The following is an 18,761-nucleotide window of genomic DNA, read 5'->3' on the forward strand; positions in this document are numbered from 1 at the left end:
GGCAGCTTTCCTTTAAAACTTTATACTTCTAATCCATAATTTCGGCATAGCGCGGCCAATCCACCTGAAAACCCGCTGCCAATAGCGTTAAATTTCCATTCAGCGTTGTGACGATATAACTCACAAATGACGACCGCAGTTTCTACAGAAAAGTCCTCTCCAAGGTCGAAGCGGAGAATTTCGCGATTGGTTTCTTCGTCAAACAACCGGGCAAAGGCATTGGTGACTTGTCCAAAATTTTGGTTACGTGCATCCGCATCGTGAATCGTGACCGCAATGGCAATTCGGTGGACATGGGAAGGAACCTTGCTGAAATCAATTTTGATTTGTTCGTCATCCCCGTCACCCTCACCCGTGCGGTTATCTCCTGTATGCTCGACTCCGCCAGAGGTATGAGCTAAATTATTATAAAAAATAAAATCTAAATCCTGGGTAACCCGGCCATTTGCATCTGTTAAAAACGCAGATGCGTCTAGATCGAAGTCGTGTCCACCAGAATAGCGGTTTGTATCCCAGCCAAGACCAATAACAGCCTTTGTTAATCCTGGGTTGGTTTTCGTTAAATCAATTCTTTGTCCCTTAGATAAATTGATACCCAACTATCTCACCTCTTTAGAACGTAATAGTAGAAGGAACAAGCAAAGCCTGTTCCCCAATAATTAAGAATAAGAACGAACTACTTCACTTAAGCTGGCTGCTGTTGTACCAGTTCCTACAGCAGCGAACTTCCATTCAGTGTTATGACGATAAATTTCGCCAACTACTAATGATGTTTGTCCGCTATAATCATCCGATAAATTATAACGAATTAATTCATTATTGTTAGAAGGATTTACCACTCGAATAAAGGCATTACGGATCATGCCGAAGTGCTGCTTTCTTTTTACACAATCATAGATGTTAACGACAAATACAAGCTTTTGAACGCTTGCAGGAACGCGGCTTAAATCAATCATTACTTGCTCATCGTCACCGTCTCCATCGCCCGTAAGGTTGTCCCCTGAGTGCTGAACGCTTCCGTCAGCGCTCCGTAAATTCCCAAAATATATGACATCTTTATTGTTTTGAATCTTATCGTTCGCACCAAGCATAATGACCGACGCATCACAGTCTACGTTGGCACCTCCGCCTGCTCCGCCGCCGCCAAATAAACCGCCGAAGAGACCGCCGCCTCCACTCTTACCGGCTTGAACAGGATCCCAGCCTAATCCTACCAAGATTTTAGAAAGTCCTGGATTTCCTTTTGTTAAATCTACTCTTTGACCTTTTTGTAAGCTAATAGCCATAACATTCACCTCATAAAATAAATTTTATAGTAACAATCAATTAGTATTGTTGTTTCAACTTTTTAAAGTTATCCTGCAGCTGCTCTAAGCGCTTTGTACCCTCAACACGCAAGCGTTTGTTTTCTTCTTCAATGGCTCTTGTTTCCTGCATACCTTTAATAATAATGTTCCAGGATTCTTCAATCGTCTCAATTTTAATACTTGGACCACCTGCGAGCCTTGCAATGTCTGTGCTTTGTTTTGAAATGTTTGACGCATTCTTCAACAGCATTTCGTTGGTCCGGCGATCAAGCTCACTCATGGAGTCAGCCACAAGCTTCTGCCTTTTCGCAGCGACAGCTTGAATGAGGCCATTTTTAAAAATTGGAATCGTTGTTACGAAAGCTGAATTAATTTTTCCAATCAGCTTTGTGTTTCCTCGCTGTAGCAAGCGAATTTGCGGAGCCGTCTGCAATGATACCATCTTTGCCATTTCAAGGTCATAGATACGCTGCTCTAAAGCTTCAATTGAATTTTTCAAGGTATCCAATTGCATGGAAGCAATCTGGTCACCTGCGGCAACCCGGGCTTCCAGCTGTGGCAACTGATTGTTTTTAAGTTCTTCTACCTTCATTTCGCCTGCCACTACATATTTTTCCAGCGTCATATAGTATTGATAATTTTGCTCGTACATATTCTCGAGCATTTTCGTTGAATCGACCATTTCATGCTGATACTTGGATATTTCTACGTAAACCTTATCGATTTCAGAACCCATAGTCTGGTATTTGCCAAATACCTTTTCAATCATTTTTTCACCCTTTTTAAAGAGCTTGCCGAAAAATCCAGGTGAAGTTTTTTGAAAATCCTTTGGGTCAAACTTATCCATGATTTTGGTAAGCTGTTTAAGCAGCTCGCCTGAATCTTCGACTTTTGTGGTTCTCATATTCCCTAAGATTTGATCAGAGAAACGAGAGATTTGAACAGCAGGCTCTTTCCCGAACTCCAAGATTTTTATTTGGTCTCTTTCGTCAATTGACCTGGCCAAATTCTGAACTTCTGTTTCCTTCCGAAGGGCAAGCTTAATGTCTGAAATCTTTGCTTCATTAAGTGTATCTTCTGTAGTTGCTGTCATTAAGTCGGCAGACTGTTTTTGTAGATTCATGCTTAATCTCCCCTTAAATTTCTTAGAATTCCTTGGAAGAACCCTTTCTTCAGCTTAAAAGGTTCTTTATATTCTAATTCAAATACTACATCCTCCAGCCAGTGGGTATCAAATAAACGATCATGAAGGAAATTTTCAATATCATTATGGCCTGGTGGGTTATAGATAATAATATCAATCCCAAATTGATTTAGAAGCAGGAGAAGCGCTGCATCCGTTCTCGACAGCATACCGCGGCATTCATTGTTATAAATGATTAACTTCGGTACATGCTGGGAGTAATCAAATTTTTCCATTAATTGGATGACATCTTTTGGTGTAAACATCGCCTGACTAAATAAAAAGATGCTTACCTCTTCCATATTTTCCCCTAGCAATGGCTTTAAACCTGGTTTCTCACAAATTCGTCGAATCGCATTGGCAATCCCTTTTTGCAACCCAGTCGGCAGAAGGGAATACGGCCAATAGTGCGCCTGCATCATCATTTCTGGATTCAATAATCCATCCCTGCCTAGAGCGTTACGATAGTGAAAGCGAAAATCGTTAGAGCTTGACCATGTAAAGGGCAGTTGGCGAATCAACAGGGTATGATCGAATTCTGCGAGGCTTTGAATTCGATCCCAATACTCTTTTCGATTTTTACTTACTCCCTGGATTTTCGCAAAGAGTGAAGGAATCTTAACCTGTCCATTCTCAACCTCAAAACCTGGCCGCACCATGGCGATTTCTTTCCCAAGAATAAATAACTCATCATAAGTGGTTTTCAGAGTAATGGAAGAAGGTGTGTAATCCCTTAGCTGCCACGGTTTATATAAACCTGCACCTTCCTGATGGAGAATATTCTCTATCTCTCTGGATGCCCGGTATGCGACAGTCGTTTGGCGATTTCTTCTCTCTTTTGGAAAAGGTTCTGCAGGTTGTTTGTTTGGATAATGATGGGTAAAGATTTCTTCGTCAAGAAATCCAGCTAAACCATCCTTGGCCTCAGGATGAAAAATCACTAGATCGCAGCCCATCTTAATTAAAAAATATACAAAATAAGACTGACTTCTTTTCATATCGCCATACCATAAAAATTTCGGCATTCCCTTTTGCAAATCAATCTCCTCTAATAAAGGATTCAAATGGTTCATCGACCATTTTATCACGTCGACTAGAACCCTTCTTAGTTCATGATTTTTTAAACCATCCTTTTCACGGTGCGTAAAGAGTTCAAGCGTACTGATCATCGCTTCCCTGATTTTTCGATGGATGGCTGGGATTTTTGACTTATACAATAGCTGTTCACCGTCGAGAAAAGCGGTGAACCGATTGATTGAAAGCTTCTGTTCCTGGCTGATATTCAGTACCTTTTGAATCGATTGAAAGTGATGATTATCAATGTTTTTATTTAATGATTCCTCACTTAATAACACTAACCCTGGTTCAGGCGACGTGACATAATCAAAAAGCTGATTATAATACTCATCACTATCAATCGGAATTCCAAGAAATTTCCCCACTACTTGCCCAATCTGAATACTTCCCTTGTCAAATGAAAATTCTGGCCGTTCTGACAGGGGCATTTTCAGCGTATCAAGCCAATTTTCAAATGAAAGGGATAAAGGTCGGACATTCATTTGGTTGTATGGTAAATTCATTCATATCCCTTCCCTCAAAAAAGCGAAAGATTTTTTGTTACAGTAAAATTATGTAAGGGTGTTCTTTACCATCATATCACAGTTAATTAATTGGTTCATTGTTTATACGGACGTAATCACAAAATGTTTCGTTTTTGGAAAAAAGCGGTTTATTTAATTCCGAATAGGTACATTCCTCATTTTTCACCTTTTTCCTTGTCCTTACATATGATTTAAGTACTGACAGATAAGTAGGTGACTTCATGAGGTTTTTATACAGGCGGCCAAGAATAGATGAAGTAAGCGAGGAATTAAATTTAATGATGGATTTAATGCTCTCGAAAACCTTCGTTATAATCGATTTATTCTGGTTATGCTTACTTTTTACACTGTTACTTTCTCCCGTTCTCGTCACGGTTGGTATGTCTATATTCTTTTTTTGTACTTCTTTTGCTGTATTCTATTCAATCTATATATTTTTCTTCTATCCTTATTTAAAAAATGGTTAGATTTTAAGTGCTAATACATTCAGAAATTGCTGGAGAATTTCTTCTCCGGCAGCAACGCCGCACTGGTCGGTAAGTGATATACCACCTGATCCCCTGACTTTTAGCAGTTCTCCGTGACTTGGGACAAAACGATAGGTGCAGTCTTTTAGGAAATCCCAATCTAAAACAGAATCCCCAGCACCTGCCAATGCTTCCTTTCCTTCTCGATTACAAATAAATTCTAATGCCTTTCCTTTGCTAATTGCATTAGGGATAAAGTAAAGTTTTCTTCCTTGCAGGCTCATTTTCCAGCCATATGCTGCTGTAAGTTCACGAATTTCCAAAAGTTCTGATGGGGGCGGAAGGCAATTTAATAGATAGTAAAAAAATAATTTCTCCGCCTGCTTTCTTTCCCCATCTAAATAGATACCTGACTTTTTCAAGGCAGACTGCAGCTCTTCCTCAGGTGAACATCCATTCTTTAATTGAATGTATAATTGTTCAGACCAGTCCTTTAATGGCTCTCCATTATATAAAACATGTGCTCCATTTGTGGTCACCGCATAGGTTAAAGGTATTTCTTTTTCAAAAATCACAAATCTCTTAAATTGCTCAGTCGTTCTTGTTGTGACAGGGATAAACAAACTATGCTTGTTGATTTCTTTTAACATGGAAAAGGAAGCTTCTGTCATATAGCCTGTCCAGTTTCCTCTATGCATTTCAACCGGTTTTAACGCTTTATCCTCCGGTCTTCCGAATTCTTCTAGCGCCCGATTAGAATACATAAGAGTTCGGTCAAGATCTGATGCTGTTATCATTTACTAGTCCCCTTAAAGCTTTTTATTAAACCCATACATAAATAATTCATCTCCGGATAGGCTTCCACCTCAACGCTTTTTTCTGCTGCTAGCATCAGAATATGTTTTACATAAGGACTAGCAGGATCACGCATAAGTATTTTCCATGGGATGCGCCGGAGTAGAACTCTTGTTGTTTCGCCGACACCTGGTTTGATGTAATTCGTATTATCAATTCCAAATTCAACTTGAATCTGCTTCACATCCTGCATACCCAAGAATGCATTTTTAATATCCTGATGTTTTCGCTGTAACGCAATATTCTCCGCTTCATGGATAATGGCTGGATATTCAGTCGTAATCAAATCAATATAATCATTGGATACATCACTAGCCAGCAGCTCTCGGTAATATTTAGCCCCATGAAAATCGTTTTTACCAATGTACTGCTCATTTAAAACAGTACGGCTTACCAGACCTGAAACAGTTGAATTTAAACAAGCACTTGGAATGAGGAAATCTTCTCTCGTTCCAAAAAGGCTTGTGCAATGGCCCGGGTCAGCAATCACCGCAAGGGTGTCATCAAGCTTTACTTGATAGTTTTTTTCATATAGATTGCAAGCCTTTGTTAATTCAATTGAAATGGCCCCTTTTCCTGTCCAGCCATCCACAAACTGAATACTTCCTTCTGGATGTTTTGAGAGAATATAGTGAAGTGCATTTTCATCAATGCCCCGATCCCGGATGATCGAAACACTATAATGTGGCAAAGAGATGCCATAACGTAATTTAATATATCTTTTTATTAGAATTCCAACAGGTGTGCCAGCTCTGGCAAGTGATACAAGTATCGCTTGGCTACCCTTAGCTTGATAGATCTGCTCCGCCACTATTCCGACACAGAGAGCTACCTTTCGCTTATATTCCGAGGCCGATTGCCAAAACAAATCTACATATTCTTTTGGAGGCTGGTATTCAATCGGCAGAGATTCACTGTAATGCTGACCTGATTGAACTTTAATTTCGCGGTTAATCGTTGAATCTTCCAATTCAATATGACTTAAATCCTTTAATAGAAAAAGAACATCTTCTTCCGAATAGCTTCCCATTTTAGCTGGCTGATTGGTTATTATCGACATTCTTTCACCCCTGTTTAATGCGAGAAAAAGACGATTTTTATCGACTTAATCTGTAATTTTTCTACTTGTTTTAAGAATGGCTGAAGGTTTCCTTCAGGTACTTCTCTTTCAATAAAAACAAAAAGTTCATCGTATTCAAAAGGAGGAATATTATAAACGAAATGAGCAATATCCTGGTCCTCTGGATTAGGAAAACTTATTCGCTGTCTTGCACCATAGCCTTCAACATCCTTAGGAAAGATTGGACTTCTTGTACTAGATTGATAGAAGACATTTCTGCCCATTTCCGCCGCCAATTTCATTGGGATATACATAAATTCTCCGGTTCCCAAACAAAGCGTTTTCGTACCGTTTCTGTGCTGCCTTAATACAACTGCTGCATCATGAATTTTCTGATGAAGGTCGAGGTTCGCTCTGCTGTCTATACCAAAGCGTCCGGTCTCCTGAATTAGAGGAGTCTGATTATTTGCAGCGACATTTGCACTCTTAAAAAAGGCAGATAGTGATAGAATTTCAATACATGGTTTTTTCGTATTTAAGCATGCCTCATGATTTTCGTGAACTTCAAGTTTACTAAATTCGTTTACTTGAACGTTACCGCCAATTAAGCTTACAACGTTTATCTTTATCCCGAGTGATTTTTCTAATTGACTATACCGTTGTATGTTTGCCTCTGAACGCCAATCCAATATCGATACTACAGTATATTCCTTCCTTGGGAACTGGGCATGGATAGATTCAATAATATTGATGGCCGTTTTCCCCGTGGTCATTTCATCATCCACCAGAATAATTTCACGGTCATTTTGAATCATGCTCAATGGAATATAGCAGCGATGGGAGGTAGCGTGAGAATGCTCCTCTTCAAAGGTAATACTCGGTGTTAGACTATCAATCTCTTCCCTTGTTGTATGAAAATACTCTGCATTTTCAAAGCAATCAAAAAAAGCGTGACCAAGAGCAGTAGCAGTCTCCGCAAATCCAATAACAACTGGATTAACAGACTTAGGTATAAAAGGAGCGCTCTGAAACTCCGTCTCATTCTCCCTAAATGATCTAATTAGGTTTTCTGTTTCCTGGTATTTCCATCCTTTGATACTTTCTGCAAATCGAGCAGCAAGTAATGCACCCGTAAGCAGGCCTTTTTTTGGATCAATGGGCAAATGTTTTCCAAGAACTTTACTAACAAACAAAAACGATCGTTTTTTATTGATTCTTGCTGCCATTGTAAATAGTCCTTCAAGCGGTAACTGGTATGGGTTATCTCTTACTTCGATGTTGCAGGTAATCGCATCAAGAATGGTATACGTATACGTCTTTTTTGATAAGGTCAATATTTGTGTATCCTTCATGTAGCACCCCGTAAAGCTGTGATTTTAAAATGATTTTTTTCGCCCAAAATAAATGAGGTTTTATTTCATTCATCTTATTTGAAAAATTACTTTTCTTAACTCCATTTTCATCGTTAGCTGATTCCACAATTGAACATGCATCGATGTATTCCTCATATGTGACAACATTCAGAGCCTGGACTGCTTTGATATGGGTGGGATGGATAATGGTTTTCCCTGTAAGCCCGTTGGCGATATCCATTAACACCTCTCTGATTAGTCCATCCACATTTTGGTCGATTAATTCAGCCCGCCATTTCAAGCCTTCATCCCCGTAACGTTCACGAAAAGGGGTTTGTCTTAGCTGCGGCTTAAACATCCTCGGTTTAGAAGAGAAATATTCCCAGACTGGTCCAGAGATTACATAAGGGCTTTCAGAACGTTGAAAAACATTAATAATATCTGCAATACAGTCTCTTAAAACCGCAATATCATAAACTGTTGTATCGACACTTCTGCGGATTCCATATAACCCGCAGAAATCTGTCGCCCCGATTCGGACATTCAGAATGTGATCCTTATATCGATCTAGCAGATGTTTAATGGACATTAACTCGGTCATTCTGGATTCTTTTTGTATAATTTTATCACTTTCTAATATAGGCATGGCGTAAAAAGGCTTGTGTTCTCTATGAATCTTCAAAACCTCAGCTAGTAATTCTTCCCCTGACTCCGCATTAAATTTCGGTAGGACCACTCCTGTTAACAACTGAATGGCACTGCCTAAGTTTTCTTTCACCAGTTTAAGCTGCTCTAGGTTTCGAATACGGATAAACATGAGCGGTAAATCATCTATGGTTAAATATTTTTTGTTAAATTCACTATGTAATTTTAATAATTCTGCAACTAGCAATTCTTCTGCGTTTTTCAGTTCAATATCACCAACAGCATCTTCAAGGTCAATCACCAGCGATGTTAATCCTTCATGCTTTTTCGAGAGAATATCTTGATGAATATTTGGACGAGTTGCAGGCATGTAGAGCGTAGCGCCAAGACCAAAAGATAAAAGCTCACGGTCACTAAACTTTGAAAAGTCCTTTGGTTTTTGGAAAAATAGTGATTCTAGCTCATTTTCATAAAAATAGGTAAAAAATTTCATTCTAAATTACTCCTTTAATATAAGGCTCTTTTCTTAAACTTTGTACTTTTTGGAATAAAAAATTAATAGATTGTACTATGTTTCCGTAAAAAATAGCATAAATTAATAAGAAAAGGGCCAGCAAACTAATCTTAATCGTAAAATAATTATTTCCACGTTAAAATCGGCTTTAAGATTTTAACACTACTCTTTACGAAACCAGCCTAATATAAAAAAGAATGGGGACGGACTCTCGTCTGTTCCCCATTTTATGTCGTACTTTAATAATTATGATTCTTTGCCAACTTGTTTCTTTTTGTTCATATAATGAACAACAAAAGTAGCTGCGAATGTTAATAAGATAATGATAAAGAATGCTGAGTGTGGAACGTGAATATCGAAAACGGCAACGAACATTTTTGCTGCAATCAATAGGATTAAGATATATGCTGATGTTTCGAGCTCAGGAATACGGTCAATTAACTTCAAGAATACTCCAGCAATACCCCGCATCATAAGGACTCCGAGCATACCGCCGACTAATAATACCCAAATCTGTTCACTAACACCAAAAGCTGCAAGGACACTGTCAACAGAAAATGCAATATCCATTATTTCTACCGCAATAACTGTTCCCCAGAAGGTACCAAACAGACGGATTAGCAGCCCACTTTGATTCATACCATGTGCTTCTTCTTCTTCGTTTTGTGCTGCTTTACGTTTATCAAGGAAATACTTAATCGATAACCAAGCAAGATATGCTGCACCTAAAATCTTTACCCACCAAAGCTTAATTAAGAATACCCCTACACCGATGGCAATAAAACGGAAAACATAAGCGCCTAATAAACCATAAAAGAGTGCTTTTTTACGTTGTTCAGGTGGTAAGTGCTTTACCATTACCGCCAATACAAGTGCATTATCGGCTGATAGTAATCCTTCAAGAATAACCAGGGTTCCAATTAATCCCCATGAAACTGGATCGGTAAGAACCTGTCCCCACATTTCCCAGTTGAAAAATTGGGCGTACGTATCAAAAATTCCTTGCAAAATCGACATTAAAAAATTCCTCCCAGTAGTAAAGCATTCGTGCCTAGGCACTGATGTCAGATATTTCTAAAAATATAGTTCATGACTGCAGTTCTTTTCTCTAAAAGAGACCCAGTGAGGCTGGGTCTCTCGGTACCATGTTAATAAAATTATAGGAAGTTTCCCCTGTATTTTTTTATCCTACCTGTAAACCAAAATCAGTAGCTAATGCTGCTAGGCCGCCTTGGTAGCCGCTGCCAATTGCACTAAACTTCCATTCACCATTATGACGGTATAATTCACCTACAACAACAGCTGTTTCGATAGAGAAATCTTCTCCTAAATCATAACGGATTAGTTCTTCGCCATTTGCTTCATTGAAAATACGAGCATAGGCATTGGATACTTGACCGAAGTTTTGGTTTCTAGCTGCTGCATCGTGAATTGTAATAGTAAACGTAACACGTTGAATACTAGCAGGAATCGTTGTTAAGTTGATGCTTACGGTCTCGTCATCTCCATCACCTTCACCAGTACGATTATCCCCATTATGTACAACCGCGCCATTTGCACCTTTTGGATTATTGTAGAAAACAAAATCTGTTTCATTTGTAACTTTTCCGTTTTCTCCTAATAAGAATACGGATGAATCTAAGTCAAAATCATTACCGCCATCATACTTATTAGTATCCCAGCCTAATCCTACAACCACATTTGTTAGCCCAGGATTTGATTTCGTTAAATCTACTTTTTGACCTTTTGATAAACTAATTGCCATTTTTTCATTCCTCCATTTTAGGTAATAGTCTATTTACGAGTTTCTTTTAAAAAAGTTTCATAAATATAATAAAACTTTTTTTACTGGTGATGCAAATCATTAACTCATCCATTTCGGTGGTGTATTTTTATCCCAATAAATAGAGCCAAGTTCATGGTGACTTTGAAAACCGTCATGGTATGTATGATAATGAAAGTTAAACCAGTGTCCTGCTTGCGGCGGATTATCCCTCCTCACATGAAAACGAAGGATATCACTATTGGTACCATTGTTCTTGATATTAAAAATCTTCTCGGATTGTCCTTTACCAGGAGACTCAGTGATTGTTAAGTTTAATAAATCCTCCGTTGGGAACTGAGCTGCTGTTTCATGTAACGCTTTTTCAATATTTGGCAAGATGATTTCTCGAAACTCATTTTCAATCACAGGCTTAATTCTTGTGCCGAATTTTTGATAAGATTGCTCTTCTGCCTGTTTCAAAAGCTCTTCAATAAATCTTTCTTTGTCTGCTTCTGAGTTTTCATAAAGGCTGGTTTGCTGCTCAAAACGACTTAACGGCGCTGCTTCAATGGTGTCTCTCTCAGTAGGTTTCTCAGCATTTACGCTATTTATTAATTGTGTGGGTGTAATTAAACCAAAGGTTAAAATCGAAATCAGTACGACAGCCGATTTACGAATCCATTTATTCATTTATATTTTCCCCTTTGTACCTGGAAGAATTCATCTGATTTTTCCGATATTTTTAATTCCTACCACTTATTATACTTCTTTTCTAGATAAAATGGAAAAATCAATTCTTAAAAAATGGTAGAAAAATTCTTATTTCTCAAGTACCCCGAAGTGAAATTTAGCTGTCTTTCGACGGTATACCTGGAATCCATATCGTTCAAAACGCTGACTTTTATAGTGGTCCTTTAGCAAAACTCTATGTTTAGCCACTCTCAAAGCTTCATCTATCATTTCCTTTGTGAGATCCTCGTAGAGTGCAAGTTGACCTAAAGCCTTAATTCCATCGGATTCGAGAATAGACTCATCAAACATCGGATCAAAATAGACACAATCAACAGAATGCTCGGGTAATATTTTTAAGTAATCTAAAGCCCTGCTATGTATCACTTGGATTCTTGCCATTGCCTCATTCATGACCGGATATTCGGAATCCCATGATTTCAGACCTTCCTTCACGATAAAAGCTAGATACTTTTGACCCTCGGTGCCTGTCACCATCCCCGAGTTGCCAACCAAATAGCTAGCCACGATTGAATCAGAAGCAAGGCCAAGGGTACAATCTAGAAAGCTCATCCCCTTTGTTAATTGGGCTGCTTCCGAAAATGGGTCATGTTCACCATTTATCAATCGTTTGATGCGAAACATCGCTGAATTCGGATGAAAGAAGAAGGGGTAAGCTGAGGCCATGTGGAATAATTCAAGTCTTTCTTTTCCGACTACAATACAGTCGCTGGTTGTTTCCTTTTGCAGCAGTTCAATTGATTTCTTTTTTCTAGGAATATACGGAACACCTAATTTACTTGCAGTCTCCATTGCTATTTCAATCATCTGTTGATTGGTTCTTCCAGCTGTTGTCACAAACATGACCATATATCCTCCAAAAAAAAGGACGTCCTAAGACATCCCTTTTCGCAATTAGCAATTGGCTTCAAATGCAGCCTTTAAATTATCCATAATGGCTTCCATTGGCATTCCTTCAATATCATGACGAGGAATGAAATGAACCACCTTATTGCCATTTAACAATGCCATAGACGGTGAGGATGGCTCAATTCCATCGAAATACTCGCGCATTTTTGCAGTTGCTTCTTTATCCTGCCCAGCAAAGACCGTTACGAGGTGATCCGGTTTTTTCTCACTTGTTAATACCGCTTGTGTTGCTGCAGGACGTGCAAGTCCAGCAGCACATCCACAAACAGAGTTTACAACTACTAGCGTGGTTCCACTCGCGTTTTCCATATAGTTTTCCACTTCTTCGGGTGTTGTGAGTTCTTGGAATCCTGTTCTAGTTAGCTCTTCACGCATTGGTAATACCATTTGTTTCATATACTCTTCATATGCCATTGACATAATAAAAACCTCACTTTCTATATTTGCAGTGTACTATTCTAATTTATTATATGCAATTCTATTAACTTTCTGCCTTTCGAGCTTCCGTCATCTGCTTCCAGACAGAACCCTTAGCAGCCTCGCCGCCTTCAATTCTTTCAATTGCCATCTTTATTTGCAGGCTAACCTCAAATTCCGGGTCATTTTCAGCTGCCTTTAAAGCTGGTAATGAGGTTTCATCCCCCACTTCATACAAAAACATCGCTGCCCGCCAACGAACCAGTTTACTTGGATCTTGTAGTGCATTGATCATTTCATCACTAGCTTCAGGGAAGCCAAGATCGGATAAACAATCTCCAGCGGTCCTGCGAACGGTAACGGTTTTATCTTTTAAGGCTTTATATAAATATGGTAATACGGCTGGATCTTCAATCATCCCAAGGTAGACAACAGCCAATCTACGAATCGATGGCTTCTCATCGGTTAACGCTTTTTCTAAAACGGGTAAATCCCCTACCTCAGGATCATCCATTTGTTCAAGTAGCTGGTAACGGATTTGCCAGTCCGGATTGTCTAAAGATTCCAACGTAACTTTTTTACGTTCTCGTTCTGGCTTTTGTTTCGCAGGAGAATCCGTTGTTTGTGCTTTGGATACGAGGTTTTCAAGTCGCTCTGGTGGATAAGCAGCAATTAGTTCTTCGACTACTTCCTGTCCAATTTGATCGAAATCACCGTATCTCACACCTTGTTGATCCCATCTGCGGAGCAAAATATAATTCTCGTCAGGAAGCTGGGCACGTTCTCTAGCCTTTAAAAAGGTTTCCGGCATTCCGAACCTTTTTTCAGTTGTCCCATCTGTCAGTTTTACTTGAAGCGGAATATCCTTAAACATTTGGACTTCCACTTTGATTTCCCCAAAGTGTTCATCTACTTTCATATTGGCTGAATCAGATGGTTCTGCTGTTTCACCAAACGCTAGGCGGACTTGAGGTAATAAAGAGCCCCAATCAAATTTTGCATTTCTTTCAACAGCAAGGAAATCCGCAACGTGGTAAACACCTTTGATCCCCTCTATTTGGAGAATTCCTTGGATAACAGCAGGTGCTTCAGCAGATGTTTCCTTTTTATAATTATGACTTTTCCCCATTGGAAGCTCTTGATCTAAGATTATTTTCATTGTATTGGGACTAGGGGTTGGTTCGATTGCCTTTATTTTCAAGAAGATCACCTAATTCTTTAGTTATTCTTAACAAGTTTACCATATAAGTGATAGTTCATTCTAGAATATGGGCTTGTTGAAGGTGCAACGCAGATATATTTCAATTTACACAGAAATATTCGATTTAACGCAGATAAAAATCATTTATCGCAGATATATCTGAATATACGCAGATATACCTTTTTAAGTTCCCAAGAACACAAAAAAAGCACGTCGTAGGACGCACTTTTTTACTCGCCTTCTGCAATTTCAGCAAGATATTCCCATCTTTCAATCAAATACTCGAGCTTTCCGTTTAATTCTGCTTCTAGTTTCATTAATTCTTGCGCTTTTGTGAAATCACTGCCTGTTTGCCCCATTTCATTGGCTACTTCTTCAAGCCGTTGTTCTGTTTTGGCGATGACATCGTCAATTTCTTCCCACTCTTTTTTCTCCTTAAAAGTCATTCTTTTCTTTTTTTCCTTTTCAGGAGCTTTTGAACTCGGAGCTGTAGGCGTCTCCATCTTCTTCGGCGCTTCAGAGGCTGATTCTTTCTCTAAATATTCGCTGTAATTCCCAAAGAATGAATCAATATTACCCTCACCGCGCAATACAAGAAGCTGGTCGACTACTTTATCTAGGAAGTAGCGGTCATGAGATACAGTTATAACAACACCTGGGAATTCCTCTAGGTAATCTTCTAAAACGGTCAACGTCTGTGTATCAAGGTCATTTGTCGGCTCATCGAGCAGCAGGACGTTAGGAGCGGTCATTAACAGCTTCAACAAATATAAACGCCGCTTCTCTCCGCCGGATAATTTACGGATTGGCGTACCATGAGAAAATGGCGGAAAAAGAAAGCGTTCAAGCATAAGTGCTGCTGATAAAGTTTTTCCATCTGACGTTTCTACCACTTCAGCAGTTTCTTTAATGTACTCAATCATTCGCTTATTCTCATCCATGTCTTCGCTTTCCTGGGTATAATAAGCGATTTTTACGGTTTGCCCCATGATGAATTCGCCCTCATCAAGAGGAAGTTTTTTGGCTAAAACATTTAATAATGTTGACTTACCGGCTCCATTTTTGCCAATAATGCCGAGTCGGTCACCAGGTTTCACAAGTAAATTAAAATGGTTTAAGATTGTCTTTTCTCCATAACATTTCGAGGCATCCTTAAGTTCAAAAACCTGTTTTCCAAGTCTGCTGCCATTTAAGGAGATATCTACTTTGTCACCGGTTGGTTTGCCTCCTGAAAGCTTATCCTCCAGTTCATCAAAACGTTGAATCCTTGCCTTTTGCTTGGTTGTTCGTGCTTTAGCACCGCGTCTCATCCATTCAAGCTCTCGTCTAAAAAGGTTCTGCCTTTTTTCAAAGGTTGCAGCCTCATTTTCCTCACGGATGGCTTTCGCTTCTAAAAATGCCGCATAATTTCCTTTGTAGCTATAAAGATTACCACCATCTAATTCAAACATTCGGTTGGCAACACGGTCTAAAAAGTAACGGTCATGCGTGACCAGGAGGATAGAACCACTATACCGGCTTAAGTAATCCTCTAACCACTTCACAGAGTCAAAGTCTAAGTGGTTCGTAGGTTCATCCAAGATAAGTAAATCAGGTTCAGCAATGAGCACTTGAGCAAGGGCTACACGTTTCTTTTGTCCACCAGATAATTCACCGATTCTCTTAGTAAAATCTTCAATTCCAAGTTTCATTAATATCGATTTTGCATTTGTACTTGCATCCCAAGCATTTAAAGCATCCATCTGTTTTTGTAATCGGAAAAGATCTTCTTGTACCTTTGTATCATTGGGTGAAGAGTCCAATACCAATAGTGTTCTTTCATATTCACGCATTAACCTTAGAATGGGTGCTTCGCCGTGAAAAACCTGCTCCAGAACACTTTTAGCTGAATCTAATTCTGGCTGCTGATCTAAGAAAGCAATCGAATAATCCTTGCTGGTTATAATTTTACCTTCATCCGGCTGATCTAAGCCTGCGATAATTTTTAGTAATGAGGATTTTCCGGTCCCATTGATTCCAATTAAACCGACTCGCTCTTTTTCACCGATCGTAATGGATATATTGTTAAATAGCTGTTTTTCCCCATAGGTTTTCGTAACATTTTCTACCGTGAGCATTTTCATCGATCATGACCATCCCATTCTAGATAAAATTGATCCAAAAATAACACCATCATCTGATGACGGCTTTCTGCCATTTCTTTTGCTGCTTCAGTATTCAATAAATCTTTCAATTTTAATAATTTTTCATAAAAATGGTGAATGCTTGTTGATTTGCCTTTGCGGTATTCCTCTAAACTCATTTCTTCCCGAACCGTAAGGCTTGGATCGTAAATAGGCTGTCCTTTTTTCCCGCCATAAGCAAATGTTCTAGCTATTCCAATTGCCCCAATAGCATCTAACCGATCCGCATCCTGAACGATTTTTGCCTCGATTGTTTCCAACTCAGTTTTTATTCCGCCTTTATAGGAAATACTTTCGATAATTTGAATAATCGAGTTTTGTATCTCTTCTTGCAATGATATCGTTTGAAAAAATGAATCCAGTTTGTTTTTTCCCGCTTCAGGACTTTTATTGAGCTTTTCGTCAGGAATATCGTGCAGCAGTGCTGCCATTTCAATAATAAAGGGATCCCCTTTTTGTTCATGTTTTGCAATATGTAATGCTGTCCGTCTGACGCGGTCCACATGAAACCAATCATGCCCCGTTGCATCTTCACCAAGCTCATTCCGGACAAACGTAATGGTTTGCTCTATGATTTGTTCGTTCATCTAAGAAACACCTTCCTTCATCCTAGCTATTTTATCATAAAGGCTGTTGTCGTAAATATTGTTGTTAAAATCTTAAAGCCGATTTTAACGTAGAAAAAGCTATTTTGCGCTTTAGAATTTAGTTTACAGGCTCTTTTCTTCTTAAATTTACTTTATTTTCTGCGAAAACTTAGCACAATCATAAAATTTTTTCCAAAAAGTAACATAGTTTAAGAAAAGAGCCATCATAAAAAATAACCCCGAAGAATTCGGAGTTACTTTTTGTTTGCTTGACGGCCGCTTTTTTTCTGACTTTGTGATTTTGTATTACCGATTGTATACTCGCCGCTTAGTTCAACATCATTTTTTTGATCTTGTTTTTCGGTAAATTCACGTGTCATGTTTCGATTCTTACTTATGATGATTACCCCCTCATCTAAAATGAACTGCCATTTTAGTATGCTCACAAAGAGAGAGAGTTATTTCAGTCCATTATGCCAGCTAATTCCAAGTGTGTTTTCACCGGCATGAACACCAATGACCGCACCCAATGGACAGCATATAACCTTTAGTTCAGGATATTGCCGCTCTATTTCCGCCTTCCATTCATTTGCTTGTTCGAGGTGTAAACCATATAAAATATATACTTCTTTAAATTTATTCTGTTCGTAGGAAGATGTAAAGTAATCAAGAATTTTTTCTTTTGCTTTCTTATCACTTCTTACTTTTTCCTTTGTATTGAGCGCACCATTTTCAATTGAAATGATTGGCTTCACGTTCAGCATACTGCCTAGGAAAAATTGTAAACCAGTCATCCTGCCGCTGCGATGAAGCTGCTCTAAACTTCCAATTAAAACATATGTCTCATTGGTAGTTTTTAATGATTCTAATTGCTCCATGACACTCTCAAGGCTATTACCAGCCTCGACAAGCTCCATGCCTCTTTTTAATAAAGCCGTCATTGGAGCGGTTAATATATGGGAATCAAAGGTTTTTACTGGAATGTCCACAAGTTTTGCTGCCTGCTCACTCGAGGAAACTGTCCCGCTTAGTTTTCCTGATAAAAGAACAGCTGCAATTTGGTCATAATCTTTTGAAAGTTTTTCATATAACTCTTGGAACGCTCCTATCGATGGCTGAGAAGTTTTGGGTGGGGTTTTTAACTCTTTTAATCTCGCAAAAAGCTGTGCTGCTGTAAAATCAACTCCGTCAATGAATTCCTCCCCATCCAATAACATAGTAATTGGAATTGTATACAAATCAGGATGATTTTTTAATTCTTCATCTAAAAAAGCGGTACTGTCCGTAACCCATGCCGTTTTAACCAATGTAATCTCCCCTTTAATTGGTATGAGGTCCTAATATCTAGTTAAAATCATCGTACCTTGAAAATGTTTTCTTGTAAATAGCAAAAAACCAGCTAACTAAAAAGCTGGTTTTTCCCTCTATTCATGCTAAAGTGATTGAACCAAGGTATGATTGCAACTGCTCTACCGTGATCACCATGGTATCAATTAACTCAACCATATCCTCCATTTGGTCTTCCCTTACGAGTCTGTCTAACACAATGCTATTCACATTATGGGTCGTTGATTCAGAATGATTAATCGTAATGGATTGACTAATTTTTCTTGTATCACCCCATATATCAATGAGAATGCTGAGTATATTTTTCAAGTGTACCTTATTGGTAATCCCTTGATGGAGAAACTGTAATTTGATGTAACAGCCCGGCTCTTTTCGAAAATTGAAATCCGTTAATAATTCTGCTGCTAAATTCATTAATTCTGACCTAATTTCGATTAATGCAGTTACGTGTGAGTCTGGTAATGTAAAGTACAACTCAAAACTTCGTGACATTTTGGCTGTATTCACAAAATCATTCCGGTCAATGACGGCTATTTTACCTTCAAGGTCTAAATCATAAAGTGCTCCCTCTATGACCACTTTCATATTATCGAAAGCCGTTGGATCAAACATTGTTTA

Annotated in this window: 19 protein-coding genes; all 19 read right to left on the reverse strand. The window is 38.7% G+C overall.

What is annotated here, in order from left to right:
- Positions 1–20: 20 nt before the first annotated feature.
- The 19 genes from AC2TFD_RS20655 to AC2TFD_RS20745 all read right to left on the reverse strand — a co-directional run bounded on the left by AC2TFD_RS20655 (position 21) and on the right by AC2TFD_RS20745 (position 18,755).
- Positions 21–599, reverse strand: a complete 579-nt coding sequence (locus AC2TFD_RS20655) for a TerD family protein (protein ID WP_335514375.1) — start codon at positions 597–599, stop codon at positions 21–23.
- Between the two features lie 60 nt (positions 600–659).
- On the reverse strand, positions 660–1,286 hold the full coding sequence (locus tag AC2TFD_RS20660) for a TerD family protein (protein ID WP_335514377.1): 627 nt from the start codon (positions 1,284–1,286) through the stop codon (positions 660–662).
- Between the two features lie 40 nt (positions 1,287–1,326).
- On the reverse strand, positions 1,327–2,400 hold the full coding sequence (locus AC2TFD_RS20665) for a toxic anion resistance protein (RefSeq protein ID WP_335567293.1): 1,074 nt from the start codon (positions 2,398–2,400) through the stop codon (positions 1,327–1,329).
- A gap of 32 nt (positions 2,401–2,432) precedes the next feature.
- Complete coding sequence (locus tag AC2TFD_RS20670) at positions 2,433–4,070, reverse strand: YceG family protein (RefSeq protein WP_484673876.1); 1,638 nt, start codon at positions 4,068–4,070, stop codon at positions 2,433–2,435.
- A gap of 484 nt (positions 4,071–4,554) precedes the next feature.
- Positions 4,555–5,355, reverse strand: a complete 801-nt coding sequence (locus AC2TFD_RS20675) for an HAD family hydrolase (RefSeq protein ID WP_484673877.1) — start codon at positions 5,353–5,355, stop codon at positions 4,555–4,557.
- Positions 5,352–6,473, reverse strand: coding sequence for a cysteine protease StiP family protein (locus tag AC2TFD_RS20680; protein ID WP_484673878.1), 1,122 nt, complete (start codon positions 6,471–6,473; stop codon positions 5,352–5,354). Before AC2TFD_RS20680 ends, AC2TFD_RS20675 begins: the two co-directional genes overlap by 4 nt.
- Positions 6,474–6,487: 14 nt before the next feature.
- Positions 6,488–7,825, reverse strand: a complete 1,338-nt coding sequence (locus AC2TFD_RS20685; protein ID WP_484673879.1) for a phosphoribosyltransferase family protein — start codon at positions 7,823–7,825, stop codon at positions 6,488–6,490.
- Entirely contained in the window at positions 7,767–8,963 is a 1,197-nt protein-coding gene (locus AC2TFD_RS20690) for an HpcH/HpaI aldolase/citrate lyase family protein (protein ID WP_335567227.1), read from the reverse strand. Before AC2TFD_RS20690 ends, AC2TFD_RS20685 begins: the two co-directional genes overlap by 59 nt.
- Positions 8,964–9,230: 267 nt before the next feature.
- Positions 9,231–10,001, reverse strand: a complete 771-nt coding sequence (locus AC2TFD_RS20695) for a TerC family protein (protein WP_335512340.1) — start codon at positions 9,999–10,001, stop codon at positions 9,231–9,233.
- A 166-nt stretch (positions 10,002–10,167) separates the two neighbouring features.
- A complete protein-coding gene (locus AC2TFD_RS20700) occupies positions 10,168–10,749 on the reverse strand; it encodes a TerD family protein (protein WP_335512339.1) in 582 nt (193 codons plus the stop codon).
- 99 nt (positions 10,750–10,848) lie between these two features.
- The gene (locus AC2TFD_RS20705; RefSeq protein ID WP_335567228.1) at positions 10,849–11,439 is read right to left on the reverse strand and encodes a YpjP family protein; all 591 of its coding nucleotides are present in this window, start codon (positions 11,437–11,439) and stop codon (positions 10,849–10,851) included.
- Positions 11,440–11,568: 129 nt separating this feature from the next.
- Positions 11,569–12,342: a class I SAM-dependent methyltransferase gene (locus AC2TFD_RS20710; RefSeq protein WP_484673880.1), complete on the reverse strand. Its 774-nt coding sequence runs from the start codon at positions 12,340–12,342 to the stop codon at positions 11,569–11,571.
- A gap of 51 nt (positions 12,343–12,393) precedes the next feature.
- Positions 12,394–12,828, reverse strand: coding sequence for a BrxA/BrxB family bacilliredoxin (locus AC2TFD_RS20715; protein ID WP_335512336.1), 435 nt, complete (start codon positions 12,826–12,828; stop codon positions 12,394–12,396).
- 61 nt (positions 12,829–12,889) lie between these two features.
- On the reverse strand, positions 12,890–14,026 hold the full coding sequence (locus AC2TFD_RS20720) for a conserved virulence factor C family protein (protein ID WP_484673881.1): 1,137 nt from the start codon (positions 14,024–14,026) through the stop codon (positions 12,890–12,892).
- 230 nt (positions 14,027–14,256) lie between these two features.
- Positions 14,257–16,149: an ABC-F family ATP-binding cassette domain-containing protein gene (locus AC2TFD_RS20725; RefSeq protein ID WP_335567231.1), complete on the reverse strand. Its 1,893-nt coding sequence runs from the start codon at positions 16,147–16,149 to the stop codon at positions 14,257–14,259.
- Positions 16,146–16,796, reverse strand: coding sequence for an HD domain-containing protein (locus AC2TFD_RS20730; protein WP_484673882.1), 651 nt, complete (start codon positions 16,794–16,796; stop codon positions 16,146–16,148). Before AC2TFD_RS20730 ends, AC2TFD_RS20725 begins: the two co-directional genes overlap by 4 nt.
- A gap of 254 nt (positions 16,797–17,050) precedes the next feature.
- Positions 17,051–17,176, reverse strand: coding sequence for a hypothetical protein (locus tag AC2TFD_RS20735; RefSeq protein ID WP_335512332.1), 126 nt, complete (start codon positions 17,174–17,176; stop codon positions 17,051–17,053).
- A 78-nt stretch (positions 17,177–17,254) separates the two neighbouring features.
- A complete protein-coding gene (locus AC2TFD_RS20740; RefSeq protein WP_335567233.1) occupies positions 17,255–18,103 on the reverse strand; it encodes a DegV family protein in 849 nt (282 codons plus the stop codon).
- 121 nt (positions 18,104–18,224) lie between these two features.
- On the reverse strand, positions 18,225–18,755 hold the full coding sequence (locus tag AC2TFD_RS20745) for a hypothetical protein (protein ID WP_484673883.1): 531 nt from the start codon (positions 18,753–18,755) through the stop codon (positions 18,225–18,227).
- Between the last annotated feature and the right edge of the window lie 6 nt (positions 18,756–18,761).

The sequence above is a fragment of the Neobacillus sp. plas4 genome, assembly GCF_057221695.1.

Bases quoted from the DNA above. Each gene is read 5' to 3' on its own strand.
- AC2TFD_RS20725 (WP_335567231.1), bottom strand. From the start codon at position 16,149: ATGAAAATGCTCACGGTAGAAAATGTTACGAAAACCTATGGGGAAAAA.
- AC2TFD_RS20660 (WP_335514377.1), bottom strand. From the start codon at position 1,286: ATGGCTATTAGCTTACAAAAAGGTCAAAGAGTAGATTTAACAAAAGGA.
- AC2TFD_RS20735 (WP_335512332.1), bottom strand. From the start codon at position 17,176: ATGACACGTGAATTTACCGAAAAACAAGATCAAAAAAATGATGTTGAA.
- AC2TFD_RS20730 (WP_484673882.1), bottom strand. From the start codon at position 16,796: ATGAACGAACAAATCATAGAGCAAACCATTACGTTTGTCCGGAATGAG.
- AC2TFD_RS20670 (WP_484673876.1), bottom strand. From the start codon at position 4,070: ATGAATTTACCATACAACCAAATGAATGTCCGACCTTTATCCCTTTCA.
- AC2TFD_RS20705 (WP_335567228.1), bottom strand. From the start codon at position 11,439: ATGAATAAATGGATTCGTAAATCGGCTGTCGTACTGATTTCGATTTTA.
- AC2TFD_RS20690 (WP_335567227.1), bottom strand. From the start codon at position 8,963: ATGAAATTTTTTACCTATTTTTATGAAAATGAGCTAGAATCACTATTT.
- AC2TFD_RS20675 (WP_484673877.1), bottom strand. From the start codon at position 5,355: ATGATAACAGCATCAGATCTTGACCGAACTCTTATGTATTCTAATCGG.
- AC2TFD_RS20665 (WP_335567293.1), bottom strand. From the start codon at position 2,400: ATGACAGCAACTACAGAAGATACACTTAATGAAGCAAAGATTTCAGAC.
- AC2TFD_RS20685 (WP_484673879.1), bottom strand. From the start codon at position 7,825: ATGAAGGATACACAAATATTGACCTTATCAAAAAAGACGTATACGTAT.
- AC2TFD_RS20680 (WP_484673878.1), bottom strand. From the start codon at position 6,473: ATGTCGATAATAACCAATCAGCCAGCTAAAATGGGAAGCTATTCGGAA.
- AC2TFD_RS20700 (WP_335512339.1), bottom strand. From the start codon at position 10,749: ATGGCAATTAGTTTATCAAAAGGTCAAAAAGTAGATTTAACGAAATCA.
- AC2TFD_RS20710 (WP_484673880.1), bottom strand. From the start codon at position 12,342: ATGTTTGTGACAACAGCTGGAAGAACCAATCAACAGATGATTGAAATA.
- AC2TFD_RS20745 (WP_484673883.1), bottom strand. From the start codon at position 18,755: ATGTTTGATCCAACGGCTTTCGATAATATGAAAGTGGTCATAGAGGGA.
- AC2TFD_RS20715 (WP_335512336.1), bottom strand. From the start codon at position 12,828: ATGTCAATGGCATATGAAGAGTATATGAAACAAATGGTATTACCAATG.
- AC2TFD_RS20695 (WP_335512340.1), bottom strand. From the start codon at position 10,001: ATGTCGATTTTGCAAGGAATTTTTGATACGTACGCCCAATTTTTCAAC.